Source organism: Streptomyces sp. NBC_01750, from assembly GCF_035918095.1.
In the GTDB taxonomy this organism is placed as follows: domain Bacteria; phylum Actinomycetota; class Actinomycetes; order Streptomycetales; family Streptomycetaceae; genus Streptomyces.
This window is the reverse complement of the sequence record NZ_CP109137.1, coordinates 390,474-403,582: the sequence shown is the minus strand read 5'-3', so window position 1 is coordinate 403,582 and position 13,109 is coordinate 390,474. Positions and strand designations below refer to the sequence as shown.

The following is a 13,109-nucleotide window of genomic DNA, read 5'->3' as shown; positions in this document are numbered from 1 at the left end:
CCCCGGGGCGGTGGATCCGGGTGGCAACGCGATCGTTCGGCTGCGACTGCCGAACACCGGTGATGTGGGTGGACGAGTACCGCGTCGAGCCGGTGGCTGATGTCGCGCCGTGGACAGCGGTGGAGTCCCAGACCTTGCGGGTCTGTCCCGGTACGACGGGGCGGTGGAGTTGACGTTCGCGCCGCCCGCGGATCTCGGGGATCACAGATGGCGACCTCGCGTGATCGCTCACAGGTCGTGCATGCTCGTTCTCTATGTGTTCTGAATCGCGTTCACCAGTCCAGCAACAAGGCTCGCCCGCTCGGCCATGGCTTCGATCACCAGGTACTCGTGGTCGGCGTGGGCACCGCCCCCGACTGCCCCAAGGCCATCGAGTGTTGGCACCCCCAGCGCGGCCGTGAAGTTGCCGTCGCTTCCGCCGCCGACCGCCTTGCCTTCGAGGCCAGGAAGCAGCTTCTCTGCCACCGCAAAGAGCTCGGCCGACGCCGACTCAGGCATCGGGGGCCGGCTGATGGCTCCCTGAACCGCGATCTCCGCCTCATCGAGATCGGAGCCAGTGCTGCGAACGCAGACTTGAGCAAGCAGCCGCCGGGAGAGCGCAAGGACTGACTTTCGGTCCATGCGCCGTTGACTAGCTCATCCACTCGGCAGAGGTCGTCACACTCCGTACGTGCGTCACGGAAGTTGAGCCAGAACCGTATCTGGTTCTGGCTCAACTTCTGTGGGCTGTAATCGCTGAGTGACGGCTGATTGTCCCTCAGGCCATCCCGAAAACCTGATTGGCTGGCCACTGCCGAGCTGCGATGATGTCTCTGTTTCCCAGGCGGAGGACATTTGTTCGTTTTTGTGTGTGCGGGGTGCGGTGCCGAGCTGACCACCTCGCTGTCCCAGGTCGCTCTTCCGGCCCACGCCCGTCAGAAGTACGGAAACGGGATTCAGCTCCCCGTGCTGATGGAACCGGGCACGTTCGCCGTGGACCCGGAGCCCTGGGGGCCGCCGTGGCGGAGGTGGGAGGAGATCATCCGGACGAGGCGGCCGCCCGCGGTATCTACGCGCCGGTCTACGCCCTGTCCGATGGCGCACCCGGCGCGATCGTCATTGCACCCGGGGATACCCGCAGCACCCTGCTGATCCCGGAAAAACGTGGCGGCGCCTGCTGCGGCCTCGACGGGGCCGATGGCCCCAACATGGCCTGCGAGGCCTGCGGCCTGCCCGTGGCGAGCCGGATCGACGACTGCTCGCTCTGGCAAGCGGTTTGGCTCGCACCGGACGCCGTGCGTTGCCTCCCCGTCGACGGCGCCGACGCCGCACCGTTGTCCTGGGCGGAGCTGGTGGCGGAGGGGATGGGCATGCCTCCGTTCGAGCCGATCGCCACGTGGGGGTCGCGGCTGGGGTCGAACCACTTCTGGTCGTGGAGCCCGCAGTGGGAGGCTGCGGCCGGCCGGGCACTCGCTCATCTACTGGTGGCCTCGGAGGGTCGGCCGGTGACGGTCCCGGACGGTCTGGTCGGGGAGGTGTTCCAACGCGCCCTCGACGCTCTGCTGCCCGCGGGCCCGGGGGCGCGGCGCGCAGTCCTGGCCGGACCGGGACGGCCCGCCCCCGACAAGGGAGCCGACATCTTCCTCGTGCCAACCCATCCGCAGACGGGGGAAGCCTGGGCCCCGGCCGACTCGGCCGGCCCGGCTGCCTCCGCGCACCTGGTGCCGTTGCCGGTTGGGGTGTGGTTGTGGCTGGCCTTCCCCGAGCCGCATCTGCCTGTCCCCGCGTCGGGCGGCATGCCCGACGGCGTCCTGCGCGACGACCCACCCGCTATGCGCGCCCCCTCACCTGTTCCGGGCCGACGCGGGAGCGTTCCAGCACACCCTGGTCCGGCTGCCGGCCGTCCGCAGCTTGTGGCTGCGGGAGCTCCTTGAGAACCTCACGCAGCACATGCGCGCGGGCCTCTTCTAGCCCGCTCCCGGTTACCTGGTCGGCTACCTGGTCGGCCAGGGCCCCGGGGCCGCCGCCATCCTCGACGAGGTGGTCAAGGGCGTCGGAGCCGGAGTCCTGTCCATGGCGACCGGCCTGCGGATGCTGATCGATGCCGGATACCCCATCGGCGACGCACAGGCGGAGATCGAGAGGATCCAGGCATGCGCCTTCGACGCTGCTGCCCGCCTCGCCGACGCGACCGGAGACAACGCTGCCGTACGCGCATACCTCGGTCTCCCTGAGGCAGACCGCGATGTACCGGGTGCGCCGCTGATCCCAGCGATTGCTCACGAAGAATGATCACGTTTTGAACGGCCTGGGTCCGACGGGCCCCTACGGACGCCGTGTGCGGTTGGCTGATCGGGGGGGACCATGGAAGCCGAAGCACTCACCAGATAAAGGGGCGGCCCACAGATAGGTGGACGGGCCACGGACCGCAGCGGGGTGACAGCCCAGCTGGTCCGGCAGGTGGAAGGAGCGCCGCGTGAGCGCAGCCGATGGGAGACCGGCCGACGCCGGTCAGCCGGAGGGACGGCCGTCGCAGCCGAGCGGACTGATGGACCTCCTCGGTGTCGCCGCTGTGCTGCTGGATGCCGATGGTCGCATCGTCTTGTGGAGTCCGCAGGCTGAGGACCTGTACGGCTACACCGCCGAAGAGGCGCTCGGGCAGTACGCGGCGTCACTGCTCGTCCACGAACAGCACTGGGAACTGATGATCAAGCTGTTCGCCCACGTCATGGGGACTGGTGAGAGCTGGGCCGGAGCGTTCCCCATCCGGCACAAGGACGGCAGTACTCGCCTGGTGGAGTTCCGCAACATGCGGCTGCTGGATGACCGCGGCGACTTCTATGCACTCGGGCTCGCCACCGACGAGCCGACGTTGCGTGAGCTGGAGCGGGATGTCGCGCTGTCCACCCGGCTGGTCTCCCAGTCCCCCATTGGGCTGGCCATCCTCGACACCGATCTGCGGTACGTGGCCGTCAATCCCGCCCTGGAGCGGATGCACGGTATCCCCGTGAAGGATCACCTCGGCCGGCACTACCGCGAGATCATGACTTCCGCGAAGTTCGAGGTGCCCGAGTCGGCGATGCGGCAGGTGCTGACAACCGGGATCCCCATGGTCGACCAGTCCACTGTCGTCGGTCATACCCCCGCCGACCCGGACAAGCACGCCTGGTCGATCTCGCTGTACCGGCTTGAGGACCCCCAGGGGCGTGTGCTCGGGGTGGCCGACCTGGTGGTGGATGTCACCGACCGGTATCAGGCAGCCAATGAGGCTGCTGAGGCCCGGCGGCGCCTGGCCCTGATCGTCGACGGCTCCGCGCGCATCGGCACCACCCTGGAGGTGGGACAGACCGCCCGGGAGCTGGCCGAGGTCACCGTGCCCGAGCTCGCCGACGTGGTCACGGTCGACGTGCTCGACTCCGCCCTGGACGAGGACCGCCCTGCCCCCCGCGACGGCCCCGCGGTCTTTCGCGCCCTCGCGGTGAAGGCGGCCTACTCCACCGTAGCCGTCCAGGCCGTCGACCCACCCGGCCGGACCGCCGCCTACGGCGCCGACCGCCTGGCCACCCAATGCGTACGCACCGGCCGCCCGATCCTGGTCTCCCATGTGGGTGACGACGACCTGGCGCGCATCGCCCGCGACGACCACGCTGCCGCTCTGCTGGCCCGCGCCGGCGTGCACTCCTACATGCTGGTCCCGCTCACCGCCCGCGGCCACATCCTCGGCTTTCTGGGGCTCACCCGTGCCCGCGACCCGCTGCCGTTCGACGAGGACGACCTCGCCCTCGCCGCTGAGCTGGGCTCCCGCGCCGCCGTGTGCATCGACAACGCACTCTCGCACCAGAGCGTGCGCAACGCCGCCGAGATCCTTCAGCGCAGCCTGCTTCCGGACCTCCCGCCCCACCTTCCCGGTCTGCAGATCGCCTCACGCTACCGGCCTGCACAGGCCACCTACGAGGTCGGCGGCGACTGGTACGACGTTCTCCCGCTCGACGGCGACAAAACCGCACTCGTCGTGGGCGACGTCATGGGCAGCGGCATCGACGCCGCAGCCACCATGGGCCGCCTGCGCACCGCCACCAGCGCCTTCGCCGACCTCGACCTCGACCCCGCCCAAGTCCTCCAGCACCTCGACAAGATCACCTCAGGACTGGAGAACTACATCGCCACCTGCCTCTACGCCGCCTACGACCCACACCGCGCCGAATGCCACATTGCCAATGCCGGCCACTTGCCTCCCGCCCTCGTGCGCACTGGCCAGCAGCCCGAACTGCTGGACCTGCCCACGGGCACTCCGCTAGGCGTCGGCGGCGTCCCCTTCGAAACCACCAACTTCAGCCTCGCCCCCGGCGACCAGCTGGTCCTGTACACCGACGGCCTGGTCGAAGCCCGCGACCGTCCCATCGACGAACGTCTCGATACCCTCCTCCACCTGCTCGACAGGCCCGACCGCTCTCTGGAGGAAACCTGCGACCGGCTCCTTCACGAACTCCGGCGTCCCGACGACCCCGATGACGTCGCCCTGCTCATCGCCCGCACACAGCCCTTCACGCCCGACTCCGAACATCTTGGATGACTGGAGGGATGGGTGGGATCAGACGCAGCGGCCGGAGCTGGCGTTCGATCCGCCTCGTCTTAGTGCTCTCGGCTACCCGTCCGGGCAGAAGCGACCCGATCGGAAAGCGGCCCGGTCCGCCTGGTCGCTTCACTGATCATTGGCGCGAGGGGCGCTGGAGACCACTGGATGGTTCGTGCATGACGCGCCGTTCGCTTCCTTTGCCGCTGGCGCCGCTCGAGTACCGGCGCGATGGTCGGCCGATCTACCCGGTACTCGGTGCCTCGCCGGAAGACGAATCCAATAAGCCTGGTGATGACGGCGGCGCCCCCAACGGCAGCGTCACGCAGGAGCACCTGTCCCGACTGCTGGCCCGTGAGAAGACCCAGGGCGGGCCGCCGTGAAGAAGCTCCTCGGTGACCTCGGCTTCGACAGCTCCGAGGCGCTCACCGAGTTCATCACCACAAAGCGCGAGGCCGACCAGGCCTCGCTGTCGGAAGTCGAGCGCCGGGAGCAGGCCGCCGAGGACAAGCTTCGGGCAGCAGAGGCGCGCGAAGCCCAGGCCCGCCGCCCGTGAACGTACTGCCGTCCGCCGTGCCGCGCTCGCCGGGTCCACCGGCGGGATAGCCGGGCTTCCGGAGCCCAGAGCCGGATGCGACCCTCTCCAGTAGCTTGTAAGAATCATGAAGGTTGATGCACTCCATAGTCTTGACTGACTCCAGAAAAGCCGTACCGTCGAAAGAGAGATTGCAACCGTCCCCCGAAAGCGCGCCCTCATGGACCGCACAGCCCCCCGAGCCTCTCGTACGCGCGGAACGATCGCCGATACGGCTTCCGCCGGCCCTCAGCGCTCCGCTCTGTCCGCACCCTCCGGGGCCGTCGACGCGCCCCTGGCCGCGAACTGCGTGGAATCATTCGTGGCCGGGCCCTGGCCGCTGCCGTGGTCACCGACCGCGTGCGGTGTGGCGAGGGCCGCGATACGTAACGTTTTGCCCCGATGGGGTGTGAGCGAGCTCGTCCCGACCGCCGAGCTGCTGGCGAGCGAGCTGGTGTGTAACGCGCTGCGTCACGCGGTCGGCCCGCTGCGCCTCACCCTCGAGCGGGTGTCCGGTCTGCGCTGCCAGGTCAGCGACGGCTCTTCGGAACCTCCCTGCCCGACCGACTCCGGCCCCGAGGATGAGGACGGCCGCGGACTGGCACTCGTGGACATGCTGGCCGCACGGTGGGGCTATGAGTACGGGGCCGTGGGGAAGAGCGTGTGGTTCGAGCTGTCCGTCGACGTGGACACAGCCGACCTGGACGGCCGGCACACACCATGGATCGGCGAGACCGACCTGCACGGCCTGGACGCCCTGAAGAGCGAGGCAGTATGACGACCGCCGAGGAGCCCATGGCGCTGGCCGTGACACGGCTGCGCACGGCAGGCATGCGGGTCACTGCCCAGCGCATGGCCATGCTGGTGGCTGTCTGCGAGTCGCCCGGCCACCTCGACGCCGACACGCTACGCGAGCGCGCCCAGCGAGTCACGGGCCGCCTGTCCCTCCAGGCCACCTACAACGTACTGCGCGCCCTCACGGACGCCGGTTTGGTCCGGTGCACGCAGATTCCCGGCCATCCGTCTCGCTACGAGATCGAGCACCACGACAACCACCACCACTTCGTGTGCCGTCGCTGCGGCGCCATCCGTGACGTCGAGTGCACGGTGGGTGCGGCTCCCTGCATGGAGCCACAGTTGCCGAAGGAGTACGAGACCCAGGAGGCCGCCGTGACCTTCTGGGGCTTGTGCCCCGACTGCCGGGACAGCGCCGTGGCGTCCTGATGGCGTCGGACGCTTCCGCTCGCATCGAATGAGCCCCTGCCATGTGGAGGCGGGCGCCACCGCTGTCCAGCTTCACGATGCTGATCGCGTCGGTGACTGTGTGATGGTCCTAAGCGGTCTTGAGTAAGTGCGTTGTGGTTGGCGCCGCTGCCGCGGCTCGTCTCATGGCGCGTGTGCATGCTCTGCAGCCGTGATGTCCATCGGCACGCCGACCGGGGTTGCTTACCATACGGGTCGACCCGTATGGTAAATCGGTATGAGCTCCTTTGCGTCCTCCAGGGGACGTCCCAGGGATCCCCGCTCGCACGAGGCGATCGTCAGCGCGGCCACAGAGCTGGTGATCGAGGTCGGCTACGCCGCGACATCGATCGGGGCGGTGGCTGCCCGTGCCGGTGTCGGCAAGGACACGGTCTACCGGCGGTGGCGGGGCAAGCCGGAGTTGGTCTTCGAGGCCGTGTTCACGACCGCCGACCGTGCTCCGGTCCCAGACACCGGAACGCTGGCCGGGGACCTGACCGCACTGCTGCGCGGCCTGGTCGACGAGTTCCACGCACCTGCCGCCGCAGCGGCGCTCCCGGGGCTGCTCGCTGACTTCGCCGCCGATCCGGTGCTGAAGGCGCGCATCCGCAGCGACTTCCTGGCCCCGTCGAAGGAGCGGCTGCTGATCGTCTTCGAGCGCGCCGTGGTGCGCGGGGAGATCGCGGCCGACACGCCCGTGGATCTGGTCCTGGACACGCTGGCAGGAGCCGTGTTCTTCCACGTCGGCCTGGTCGGGGAACACCCCGACCCTCAGCTGGCCGGCCGGCTGGCTGCTGTCATAGCCAAAGGAATCGAGATCCGATGAACGGCTGGCTTCTCGCAGCGGGCATCACCGCATTCGGTGTGGCCGCAGCGCACATCGTCGGCGGGCACCGGGATGTGGTCCGCCCGCTGCTGTCCTGCGGACTCGCAGACGAACCCAAACGCGTCCTTCATGCCGTGTGGCACATGGTGAGCGTCGACCTGGTGCTCTCCGCAGCCGCCTTGGTCTACCTCGCGCTGGCGGACGTTACGTCAGCGACCGGCCTGGTGGCGTGGTTCGTGGCTGCGCACTTCGTCGCGTACGCAGTCGCTTTCCTGGTCGTCACGCTGTCGGTCGGCTGGCCGAATCCACTGCTGCGGCTGCCGCAGTGGATTCTGCTCCTGCCGGTCGCGGTCCTGACAGTGGCGGGCGCCGCGTAGCGACAGCCCCGGAGAGATACAGCAGCGGTGCCCGCGGAGCTGATCCGAGCCGCCGGCAGCCTCCCCACGCACAACGGCCTCGGTGATGCGGGCTGTGGTTCGGGCATGGGGCAGGGCAGGGAGGGGCTGTCCATGCCGAAGATCCTGCGTGTGGAATTGACGTCTGACCAGAAACGCGAGGTGCGTGAGCGTCTGCGGGCACGCGATCTCGCGCCGGGTACCGGACTGCGTCTGGACTGCATCCGGCTGATGGGGCGGGGCCTGACCGTGCCCGAAGTGGCCGACCTGCTCGAATGCAACGACGTCACCGTGCGCGGTGCGGTCCACCGCTTCGCGGCCGGCGTCGCATCGCAGGGAGTCACGACACATGGTGGAGATCAAGACAGACACGGCTCTGGAGACGATGCGTGAAGCCGGACGCGTTGTGGCCGAGGCCCTCGCAGCCGCCCGCCAATCGGCAGCCGCGGGGGGCCGCCTGCGCGAGCTCGACGAAGCCGCCCGCACCGTCCTGACCAAGGCTGGGGCGCGCTCTCCGTTCCTGGGCTACCAGCCCTCGTTCGCCACGACCCCCTTCCCAGCGGCAATCTGCGCCTCCGTCAACGACGCCCTCATGCACGGCATCCCCGACGACTACCGCCTGCGCGACGGCGCGGTCAGCATCGACTGCAGAGCCGAACTCGACGGCTGGACCGGCGACGCCGCGATCAGCTTCACCGTCGGCACCCCCCGTCCCGCCGACCTGGTACCCGGACGTCCGGCCCTCGCTGGCTTCTCCGCGTGAGGCGGGGCTGTGGGTGGGCATCGCCGGGAACCAGACCGTGCGGGCCGGCGGACTGCTGCGGGGGCTGGACCTTCCCTCCGACATGATCGCCACCAGTGACGACTGGGGGGCGTCGAAGCCGGACGTGAAGTTCTTCGAGCATGTCATCGACGCGACGCCTGCCGAGCCGGGAGAGATTCTGTACGTCGGGGACCGGCTCGACAACGACATTCGACCGGCCGTGCAGGCGGGGCTTCTGACTGCCCTGATCCGGCGTGGTCCTTGGGGCACGATCCAGCGGCGCGACCCGGACGCGGATGCGGCCACGACGATGCGCATCGACTCGCTCGCGGAGCTGCCGGAGAAGATCGCCAAGCTCAACGCTGAAGGGCGCTGACCGTCGTGCCCCGGCCGTAGAGACGGTCGTCGAGGTCTTCGACGGCCTCGAGTGCGGTTGGACGTCGCATCAGGACCCCGACAGGGCAACCGGGACGCTGCGCAGCGTGGATGAGGCGGCGGAGTGGCCGATCTCCATACCCGATCTCCATACCCGGTGTCGGCGCGCCTTCGGACCGCAGCCAGATCAGGATCCAAAGGGCGAGTGAAGCCGTGGGCGCGTCAGGACTGGTGCACGGTGCGCGTCATGGAGGCGAAGACAGGCGAGTCAGGGAACGGCTGCTGATCGCCGACCTTTCGATAACCCCAAGCCTCGTACACCGCTTGGACAGCGCCTTGACCGGCTGTGGGGTTGACGAGCAGAGTCACGCGTTCTGGCGTACGGACTCCACCCAAGCCGCGACGAGCCTGCCGAACACTTCGACGTTGGATAGCCCGACCTGGTCGTCTACAGCGAACAACGCCAACAGCTCATCAGCGGCTGGCTCACCGCAGTCACAAGCGGGGCACAGCACAGCTTCACGAAGGCCGTTCACGTCCTCGCCGCGGGCGTTCTTCCACGAGTGCGGGAACTGGGCCAGGAGCAGGCCCGGTCCGCCGCACGGTGAGCAGTTCGGAGGATCGGCGAGCTGGAAACGATTGCTTCTTCCTGGTCGCTCACGCAAGGCCCATCCAGGCGTCCGGGCCGAAAGTGCCCTTGATGTCGGAGGCGACTGAGGTGGGATCGACGAGGAACCCAAGTTCGTAGATGACTGTTTTCTGCGGCGTCAGGATGCGCATACGCACGGGGCTCTCGCCCTTGTGGGCGCTGAGGATGCGCTTCAGCTCAGTCACCGCCGGCTCGTTGACCCTGTGTGCGGGGAACGCGAGCATCACCGGAGGTCGCCCGCCACTCTCTGCGGAGGACACGTCCAGCGTCTGAATTTCCTGCCCGAAGATACTGACTGCCCCGTCACGGTCGTTGAGGCGTCCTTGGACGGAGACGACGGAGTCGGGGATCAGGGCGTGCTGGACGAGGGTGTAGGTGGCCGGGAAGAACAGGATCTCCATCTCGCCGTCACGGTCTGCGAGATTGATGATCGCCCAGGGGTTGCCCTGCTTGGTCATCCGGCGATCGACGCTGGTGATGAGGCCGGACAACTGCACGACGCCTTCCGTGCGGCCTGAGCCGAGGAGTTCGCTGATCGTGGTGTCCCGGTTGCGGGACAGAATGTGCTCGGTGCCGTCCAGTGGGTGTGCGGAGACGTAGAGGCCGAGCATCTCGCGCTCTGCGGCCAGCAGTTGCTTGCGTGGCCACTCGCTGTCGTCGATGGGGAAGTCCAGGCCGAAGACCGGCTCGTCGCTGTCGCCTCCGAGATCGCCGAACAGGTCGTCCTGTCCGATCGCAGCTTGCTTCTTCACTGGGATGACGGCGTCGATGGCGTCCTCGTGTGCGGCGGACAGCCCTTTGCGGGTGTGCTGGAGCGAGTCGAAGGCACCGGCCTTGATCAGCGATTCGACGGCCCGCTTGTTGAGGGCTCCGATGTCGGCCTTGTCGAGGAAGTCGGCGAAGGAGTTGTACTTGCCCTTCGACTTGCGGGAGGCCACCAGGGACTCGATGACGCCCTCACCGACGTTACGCACCGAACGGAGCCCGAACCGTACGTCGTCGCCGATGGCGGTGAAGTTGGCCACGGACTCGTTGATGTCCGGCTGGAGCACCTGAACGCCCAGCTTCCGGGCGTCGGCCAGATAGATCGCAGCCTTGTCCTTGTCGTCCCCCACAGAAGTGAGGAGTGCGGCCATGTACTCGGCCGGGTAGTTCGCCTTCAAGTAGGCGGTCCAGTACGAGACGAGCCCGTATCCGGCGGTGTGGGACTTGTTGAACGCGTAGCCCGAGAACGGGAGCATGACGTCCCACAGAGCCTGGGTGGCCTCCTTGGAATAGCCGTTCTGGTTCATCATGCCGTCGGAGAACTTGTCCCACTCCGCGGCCAGCACCTCGGGCTTCTTCTTACCCATCGCACGCCGCAGCAGGTCGGCGCCGCCCAGCGTGTACCCGGCGAGCTGCCGGGCGATGGCCATGATCTGCTCCTGGTAGATGAGCAGGTGGAACGTGTTGCCCAGGATCGGCTCCAGGGCCCCTTCCAGATCCGGGTGGATCGGTTGGATCTCCTGCTTGCCGGTCTTACGAAACGCGTAGTTCGTGTGTGCGTTCGCCGCCATGGGGCCAGGCCGGTAGAGGGCGAGGGCTGCTGCGATGTCTTCGAACCGGCTGGGCTCCATCTGCTTGAGCAGGGTGCGCATGCCGCCGCCGTCGAGCTGGAACACGCCGAAGGTGTCACCGCGCGCCAGCAACTGGAAGGTGGTGGCGTCGTCCAGTGGGATCGGCTGGGCGCCGTCCAGCGGGACTGTGTCGGTGGTGATGTTGATGCCGCGGTTTTCCCGGACGTTCTGGATCGCGTGGTCGATGACGCCGAGGTTCCGAAGCCCCAGGAAGTCCATCTTGACCAGCCCCATGTCCTCACAACTGGGGTAGTCAAAGCCGGTGATCTTGACGCCGTCCTTGGCGCGCATGTGGAGCGGAATTCGGTCGGTGAGGCGTGTCTTGGACAGGATGACCGCAGCCGCGTGGACACCGGTGTTGCGGATCAGGCCCTCGACGCCCTTGGCGCCGTCGATGACCTTCTTGACGTCCGGCTCGTTCTCGTAAAGTGCCCGGATCTCACCGGCTTCCCCGTAGCGGGGGTGGCTCTCGTCGAAGATCCCGCTGATCGGGATGGACTTGCCCATCACGTCCGGCGGCAGGGCCTTGGTGATCCGCTCGCCGTGGCTGAACGGGTAACCCATGAGACGCGATGTGTCCTTGATCGCGTTCTTGGCCTTGAGCTTGCCGAAGGTGTTCACCATGGCGGTGAACTCGTCGCCGTATTTGTCGACGACGTAGCGCACCATCCGGTCGCGGTGGCGGTCGTCGAAGTCGAGGTCGACATCCGGGGGGTTGATGCGCTCGGGGTTCAGGAACCGCTCGAAGAGGAGTCCGTGCTCGAGCGGGCACAGCTCGGTGATACGGGTGGCGTACGCGACGATCGAGCCGGTTGCCGATCCACGGCCGGGGCCGACGGGGATCTTCTGGTCGCGGGCGTACTGGCAGATGTCGGCGACGACGAGGAAGTAGCTTGAGAAGTTCATCGGGCCGATGACCGACATCTCGGTCTCGAACCTCTCCAGGACCTCGGTGGGGATCGGGTTGCCGTAGCGCATGGCGAGGCCCTTGAGGCATTCCTTGCGCAGCCAGGACTCCTGCGTCTCGCCCTCAGGAACGCCAGGGAAGTTCGGCATCTCGTCGACGTTCTCGAAGACCGACTCGTACGACTCGATGCGCTCCGCGATCAGCAGTGTGTTGTCGCACGCCTCGGGGATTTCGGAGAAGAGTTCCCGCATCTGGGCAGCGGTCTTGAGGTAGTAGCCGGTGCCGTTGAACTTGAACCGGCCAGGGTCGTCCTTGTTCTTGCCCACGCCGATGCACAGCAGGTTGTCGTGCGCGTCCGCGTGGTCTTCGAGAACGTAGTGCGCGTCGTTGGTGGCCAGCAGCGGGATATCGAGATCCTTCGCCAGGCGCAGCAGGTCGGCCCGGACATTGCGCTCCAGGTCCAGGCCGTGGTCCATCAGCTCCAGGAAGTAGTTTTCCTTCCCGAGGATGTCCTGGTACTGGCCGGCGATCTCCCGGGCCTCGTCGTACTGGTTCAGACGAAGCCGGGTCTGGATCGCGCCCGAGGGGCAGCCGGTCGTCCCGATGATCCCCTCGGCGTGCTCGGAGATCAGCTCCATGTCCATACGCGGCTTGCCGGCCGGGAACTGGCCCGTGTAACTGGCCTCGGTCGCCAGATAGAACAGGTTCTGCAGTCCTTTGACGTTCTGCGCCCACATCGTCATGTGGGTGAAGCGGCCGCCACCGGAGACGTCCTTCGAGCCCTCGCCGTCGTCCGACATCGCCCTGACGCCGCCGGGGCCCCAGAACTCCTGTTTGCGGTTGCGCCGGGAGGACGGCGCGACGTACGCCTCGATCCCGATGATCGGCTTCACGCCCTCGAAGCCCTTGGCCACCTGCTGAAACTCGTAGGCGCCGAACATGTTTCCGTGATCGCTCATGGCGATCGCTGGCATGCCCTGGCGCTCGACTTCCGTGAACATCGGCTTCAGCCGCTGAGCACCGTCGAGCATCGAGTATTCGGTGTGATTGTGCAGGTGAACAAAGCTGTCGGCCACCGGGCAGGCACCTCCGGAGCAGTCGTGGGAAGGCTCCACCCTATCCCTCGGATCGGGGGCGAAACGCCGGATGTACGCACGCCGAACCGTGATCCAGAACTGGGCGAAACGGTGACCTCGATCTATCACTCAAA

At 67.5% G+C, this 13,109-nt stretch carries 11 protein-coding genes and 5 pseudogenes; 13 read left to right on the top strand and 3 right to left on the bottom strand.

Annotated elements, in window-relative coordinates; genetic code table 11:
- Positions 1-10 precede the first annotated feature (10 nt).
- A pseudogene (locus OG966_RS01775) lies at positions 11-187 on the top strand (hydrogenase expression protein); the annotation flags it as partial.
- Positions 188-252: 65 nt separating this feature from the next.
- Here the strand turns inward: OG966_RS01775 and OG966_RS01770 are convergent.
- A pseudogene (locus OG966_RS01770) lies at positions 253-578 on the bottom strand (M20/M25/M40 family metallo-hydrolase); the annotation flags it as partial.
- 256 nt (positions 579-834) lie between these two features.
- Here OG966_RS01770 and OG966_RS01765 point away from each other — a divergent pair.
- The 12 genes and pseudogenes from OG966_RS01765 to OG966_RS01710 all read left to right on the top strand — a co-directional run.
- Positions 835-1,950: pseudogene (locus OG966_RS01765) on the top strand (hypothetical protein).
- Between the two features lie 69 nt (positions 1,951-2,019).
- Positions 2,020-2,271, top strand: coding sequence for a hypothetical protein (locus OG966_RS01760; protein ID WP_326647519.1), 252 nt, complete (start codon positions 2,020-2,022; stop codon positions 2,269-2,271).
- Between the two features lie 184 nt (positions 2,272-2,455).
- The gene (locus OG966_RS01755; protein ID WP_326647518.1) at positions 2,456-4,552 is read left to right on the top strand and encodes a SpoIIE family protein phosphatase; all 2,097 of its coding nucleotides are present in this window, start codon (positions 2,456-2,458) and stop codon (positions 4,550-4,552) included.
- Positions 4,553-4,731: 179 nt separating this feature from the next.
- Positions 4,732-4,935 carry a hypothetical protein gene (locus tag OG966_RS01750; RefSeq protein ID WP_326647517.1) on the top strand — a complete coding sequence of 68 codons (204 nt, stop codon included), beginning with the start codon at positions 4,732-4,734 and terminating at the stop codon, positions 4,933-4,935.
- A complete protein-coding gene (locus OG966_RS01745) occupies positions 4,932-5,108 on the top strand; it encodes a hypothetical protein (protein ID WP_326647516.1) in 177 nt (58 codons plus the stop codon). The genes OG966_RS01750 and OG966_RS01745 overlap by 4 nt, the downstream gene beginning before the upstream one ends.
- A gap of 199 nt (positions 5,109-5,307) precedes the next feature.
- The gene (locus OG966_RS01740; protein ID WP_326647515.1) at positions 5,308-5,904 is read left to right on the top strand and encodes an ATP-binding protein; all 597 of its coding nucleotides are present in this window, start codon (positions 5,308-5,310) and stop codon (positions 5,902-5,904) included.
- Positions 5,901-6,350: a Fur family transcriptional regulator gene (locus OG966_RS01735; RefSeq protein WP_326647514.1), complete on the top strand. Its 450-nt coding sequence runs from the start codon at positions 5,901-5,903 to the stop codon at positions 6,348-6,350. Before OG966_RS01740 ends, OG966_RS01735 begins: the two co-directional genes overlap by 4 nt.
- Positions 6,351-6,606: 256 nt before the next feature.
- Complete coding sequence (locus OG966_RS01730) at positions 6,607-7,194, top strand: TetR/AcrR family transcriptional regulator (protein WP_326647513.1); 588 nt, start codon at positions 6,607-6,609, stop codon at positions 7,192-7,194.
- Positions 7,191-7,571, top strand: a complete 381-nt coding sequence (locus tag OG966_RS01725) for a hypothetical protein (RefSeq protein WP_326647512.1) — start codon at positions 7,191-7,193, stop codon at positions 7,569-7,571. The genes OG966_RS01730 and OG966_RS01725 overlap by 4 nt, the downstream gene beginning before the upstream one ends.
- A gap of 132 nt (positions 7,572-7,703) precedes the next feature.
- Positions 7,704-7,982: a hypothetical protein gene (locus OG966_RS01720; protein WP_326647510.1), complete on the top strand. Its 279-nt coding sequence runs from the start codon at positions 7,704-7,706 to the stop codon at positions 7,980-7,982.
- Positions 7,939-8,310: pseudogene (locus OG966_RS01715) on the top strand (M24 family metallopeptidase); the annotation flags it as partial. The gene OG966_RS01720 and the pseudogene OG966_RS01715, both read left to right, overlap by 44 nt.
- A 4-nt stretch (positions 8,311-8,314) precedes the next feature.
- Positions 8,315-8,728, top strand: a pseudogene (locus tag OG966_RS01710) (HAD family hydrolase); the annotation flags it as partial.
- 364 nt (positions 8,729-9,092) lie between these two features.
- Here the strand turns inward: OG966_RS01710 and OG966_RS40665 are convergent.
- Complete coding sequence (locus tag OG966_RS40665) at positions 9,093-9,392, bottom strand: DUF6300 family protein (protein WP_442806653.1); 300 nt, start codon at positions 9,390-9,392, stop codon at positions 9,093-9,095.
- The gene (gene dnaE, locus OG966_RS01705) at positions 9,385-12,975 is read right to left on the bottom strand and encodes a DNA polymerase III subunit alpha (RefSeq protein ID WP_326647509.1); all 3,591 of its coding nucleotides are present in this window, start codon (positions 12,973-12,975) and stop codon (positions 9,385-9,387) included. The genes OG966_RS40665 and dnaE overlap by 8 nt, the downstream gene beginning before the upstream one ends.
- Between the last annotated feature and the right edge of the window lie 134 nt (positions 12,976-13,109).